This is a genomic window from Geobacillus sp. LYN3 (genome assembly GCF_003064505.1).
Taxonomy (GTDB): domain Bacteria; phylum Bacillota; class Bacilli; order Bacillales; family Anoxybacillaceae; genus Parageobacillus_B; species Parageobacillus_B toebii.
In genome coordinates, this window is record NZ_QCWL01000015.1 from 1 (window position 1) to 3,912 (window position 3,912).

At 41.4% G+C, this 3,912-nt stretch carries 3 protein-coding genes and 2 pseudogenes; 1 reads left to right on the forward strand and 4 read right to left on the reverse strand.

The window, feature by feature from the left end; translation table 11 throughout:
* Positions 1 to 291 precede the first annotated feature (291 nt).
* Positions 292 to 801 (reverse strand): annotated as a pseudogene (locus DCC82_RS16155) (DoxX family protein); the annotation flags it as partial.
* Positions 802 to 1,058: 257 nt separating this feature from the next.
* Here DCC82_RS16155 and DCC82_RS16160 point away from each other — a divergent pair.
* Positions 1,059 to 1,400 carry a winged helix-turn-helix transcriptional regulator gene (locus tag DCC82_RS16160; protein ID WP_015864208.1) on the forward strand — a complete coding sequence of 114 codons (342 nt, stop codon included), beginning with the start codon at positions 1,059 to 1,061 and terminating at the stop codon, positions 1,398 to 1,400.
* A gap of 51 nt (positions 1,401 to 1,451) precedes the next feature.
* Here DCC82_RS16160 and DCC82_RS16165 read toward each other — a convergent pair whose 3' ends face one another.
* From DCC82_RS16165 to DCC82_RS18385, 3 genes and pseudogenes are all read right to left on the reverse strand, one after another.
* The gene (locus DCC82_RS16165) at positions 1,452 to 2,330 is read right to left on the reverse strand and encodes a 5'-3' exonuclease (RefSeq protein ID WP_015864209.1); all 879 of its coding nucleotides are present in this window, start codon (positions 2,328 to 2,330) and stop codon (positions 1,452 to 1,454) included.
* A 417-nt stretch (positions 2,331 to 2,747) separates the two neighbouring features.
* Entirely contained in the window at positions 2,748 to 3,029 is a 282-nt protein-coding gene (locus DCC82_RS16170) for a hypothetical protein (protein WP_233253060.1), read from the reverse strand.
* A gap of 561 nt (positions 3,030 to 3,590) precedes the next feature.
* Positions 3,591 to 3,912 (reverse strand): annotated as a pseudogene (locus DCC82_RS18385) (IS200/IS605 family accessory protein TnpB-related protein); the annotation flags it as partial.

A 3,912-nucleotide genomic window follows, 5' to 3' on the forward strand; every position in this document is an offset into this window, starting at 1 on the left:
CCCCCTATGTTTATTGTATTCTATCGAAAATCAAAAAAGAAGGGAGAAACAAAAAAGAAGCCATTCATCCCCACCTGTAGAGGTGGGGGACTTCTGGCTAATTTATGTTAAAAACAAATTGATAATAATGTAAAAGTACGGAAAATATCGTTGCATGTATTTGTTCTGCCAACACGCGAAACATCCAATTCACCTTTATATATATTTCAGGGAGATTTCGCTTATACGCAGGAATAAAAAAATAGGCCGAGCACTTTCTAAAACCGTAAGTGCACGGCCGTTGATCATCCATCTATGAAACGCGACTGGGCGATGTGGACGAGGCGTTTTGTTCATAAATTTACGAATGTAAGAAACCGCCCAACGATCGAGGCCATATCTGCCAGCGTTCGCACCTGCAACAAGGATGAACATGGTTAGTAAAATCATTTGCGGATTGGTGCTAGTTGTTCCAGAGAACATGAATGCGAAGTTCATGACTGCTCCCATTAATGCGGCAAACGTTGTAAAAAGACCAAGAATAAGTGCAATACCTACTAATAATTCACCCCAAGGCACTAACACATTGAACAATCCAACGTTTGGCAAGGCAAAATGTTCGATAAAAGCAGCCCACCAACTTTGTACGGCTGGATGCTCACCAGATGCTTTTGCGAGCGCGCCTTTTAAAAATCCTGTTGCGTCAAATCCATCCACTATTTTATGCCATCCTGCCGTGATCCAAGCATACCCGAGATATAAACGAAACAATGCTAGTATTGCAGCAGAGCTTGCATGTTCGCGCAGCCATTTTACAAACATGTTTCATCCCCTCCCATTTTTTTGTTCCTTACACTTATATCGTACTATTTTTTATAGGAATGAAAATGATTTTGTTCACTATTTCACAATTTCTTAATAAAGTTTTGACAACTTCGCAACGAAACGGGAAGGATGAAATCGTGCGCAAGCGGTTACATCCATATAGCATTTTCCGTCTTTTCCTTTTTTTCAATATATCGTAAAATAGAACTATAATAACGGTGAACGTATTCAATATATTCTTAAAGGTGGGAAATATGAGGAAAAAAACGATACAAACGTCCTGTTCCCCATCGAATTTATGCCCTAAATTCGAAGCCGCAATGAAATTATTAAGCAAACGGTGGGTCGGCCTTATTATCAGTCAATTATTAGAAGGAAAAACGCGCTTTTCCGAAATCGAAGCGTCGATTCCAATCAGCGGGCGCCTGCTTTCAGAACGATTAAAAGAGTTAGAGGAAGAAGGAATTGTAAACCGCAACGTATATCCGGAAGTGCCAGTGCGTATTGAATATACGTTGACCGAAAAAGGGCGTGCTTTGCAAACGGTAATTGAAGCGATTGAAGAGTGGGCCCAAACATGGGTTGATGTTGAATGATAGCGATTACATGAGATGACATATACGTAAAATCCAGTCTGAAACTGCCTTTTACGTATATGTCAACAAACGGTCCACCCCTTTGAATTCTAAAGCGAGGAAAGCCTGCTCCACTTTTTCTTTGTCTACGTCCCACTTCGCCTCCTCGATTCGTAGCGCTATCGGAAGATCACAATAAATTTTCGCTAGTTTTCTAGAAAGATGCAACATCTCTTCATGCTCTTGCAACTTTTGCCGCTGCGACTTTGTCAAAAGAGGAAGATGTTCGAGGATTCCTTCTATCGAACCATACTGGCGCACTAATTTTAGCGCCGTTTTTTCGCCGATGCCGCGTACCCCCGGATAATTGTCGCTTGCATCGCCCATTAATGCTTTGACATCGACCCATTGCGATGGCAGTATTTCCATCTCCTTTCGAAACCGCTCGAGCGTATAGATATGATAATTTCCAATTCCTTTGTCCAGCAGATATACCGTTACCGTTTCGGAAAGAAGCTGCAACAAATCTCGATCCCCTGTCAAAATGGCAATATCCATTTCGTCTTTCCACTGCTTTGTGAGCGTGCCAATACAATCATCTGCCTCCGCTCCCAGTACGCCAATGTTCGGAATATCAAACGCGGAAACAACGTGCTTTGCTAGTTCAAACTGCGGGATAAGCTCTAATGGCGGCTCACCTCGGTTTGCCTTATACATCGGAAACATTTCCGTTCGAAACGTCGCGCTTCCCATATCCCAGCAGCAAACAACATGCGTTGGCTTTATATGATGGACGGAAGCGATCAAGTGTTTGACAAACCCATAAACCGCGTTTGTCGGAATCCCATCGCTTGTAAACATAAAATTCCCATAAAGCGCGGTCGCATAAAACGATCGAAATAAGAGCGCCATTCCGTCAATAAGCAGCAACTTTTGGCTCTTTTGCGTCATGGTTGTTTTCTCCTTCCGGGTATTGTTAACATAACATTTTTATCGTATAAATAGTGGTAATTGTACAGCTTTTTTGCATACAATACTTCGAGAGCATTGCTAGGCAGCCAACGTTAAGGGCTCAATGCTCTTATTTTCATGATGGGAATCATTATAGGCCACGAATATATAGAAAGGATAGATCGATTACGGTCTAACACATGGATGGGCGATAAACAAGGCTTCTGTATCCTTCCTAATAATATCTATGATAAAACAAAGTGTGTCGAGATGGCGCTACAGTTTTTCGGCAATGATGTTTCGCTTAATCATTATAGCTGTTTTTTTAAGATAATTTTCGGCTCTCCCTTTTCGTCCGTATATGTGCCGATGATATCAAATCCATGGCGTAAATTTAAAATGAGCATGTTCCGCCATTTATTTTTCCGTTGTTGTCGTTACAACAGAATAGCCATGTTCTTTCAACAAATCGTGGACCCCGCCAATCCAGCTGTAAAACTCATTTGCATCTTGTTCATACCCCACTTTGAAACCAACAACTTTGCCGTTATCCAAAGCGACAAGAACAAGCAGCCTGTCCACTTTCTGCATTTTGCTGCGAATATTCTCCGACGATGTTTGAAAAATTGTTTCATATAGATGCATGACCGATTCAAGTATGTCATACGGAGGAAATCCCTCATATATCCGGTATTCCATGTGATTTTCTCCTTCCCTTCTTTCGTTAAATATGACAACTTTCCAGCATTTTTTAACCTCCTTCCCGGAAAGAAAGGAGGTGATTTTTATAATATTATACCATTCCCGCTGCCTTCTCCTTGCTCTTGGCTTACAGCATTTACACAATAGCGTCTTCCAACACTAAGTCGTTTTCCGCGAATCGTTCGAAACGCAAAGGTGTGAGGTCGATCGTTTTGTATTTTCCGTATTGAACTACCCCCACTTACCAGCTAATGCCGGTGGAAGTGGGGATTCTTGTTTCCTCTGGCCGTAGTTGCTCAAAGGTTCCAAGAACCCCCTCCGTTCAACGAGAGGAGTAGCCATACAAGATGTCCGAAGTGTCCTTTTGGGACGACCAGCTATATGCCTATGAAAGCACATATAGAAGGTACACCATCTTCCATTCGTATGGCATCCAAAGAACGCATTGCAATGCACCCAGCTCCTAGAATCGCCATCTGCTCCGGTGACGAGAGTAAGATACTGGTACAATGCGTTCTTCTGTTCTAAAACTTCAAGAAATAATGATATTCTAATAGTTTATTGCGATAAAGCTTTTATTAATTGATGTTTTTCTTCTCCCGACAATGATGGATGAAATACATCTATCCCTTGATATGGTTGATTGACATTAAAAATATAATACAGTATATGTGTACGAACAGAAAACTTTTTATCCAGAATAGACCAATGTTTCCAATGGTGAGAAGCATCTTTCGGGACATACTTTTTAAGCACCTTTGGAGCTTTTTCTTTATATCCTAACCCTCGACGGCCAATCGTAAATGCCGCTGCTTGGTGAATAGAAATACCAAATTTACGCATATACTTCAGTTTTCCAGAGACAGAAGTAAAAGCCGGA

Excerpts from the sequence above, each read along its gene's own strand:
- DCC82_RS16160 (WP_015864208.1), top strand. The coding sequence starts at position 1,059 with ATGAGGAAAAAAACGATACAAACGTCCTGTTCCCCATCGAATTTATGC.
- DCC82_RS16165 (WP_015864209.1), bottom strand. The coding sequence starts at position 2,330 with ATGACGCAAAAGAGCCAAAAGTTGCTGCTTATTGACGGAATGGCGCTC.
- DCC82_RS16170 (WP_233253060.1), bottom strand. The coding sequence starts at position 3,029 with ATGGAATACCGGATATATGAGGGATTTCCTCCGTATGACATACTTGAA.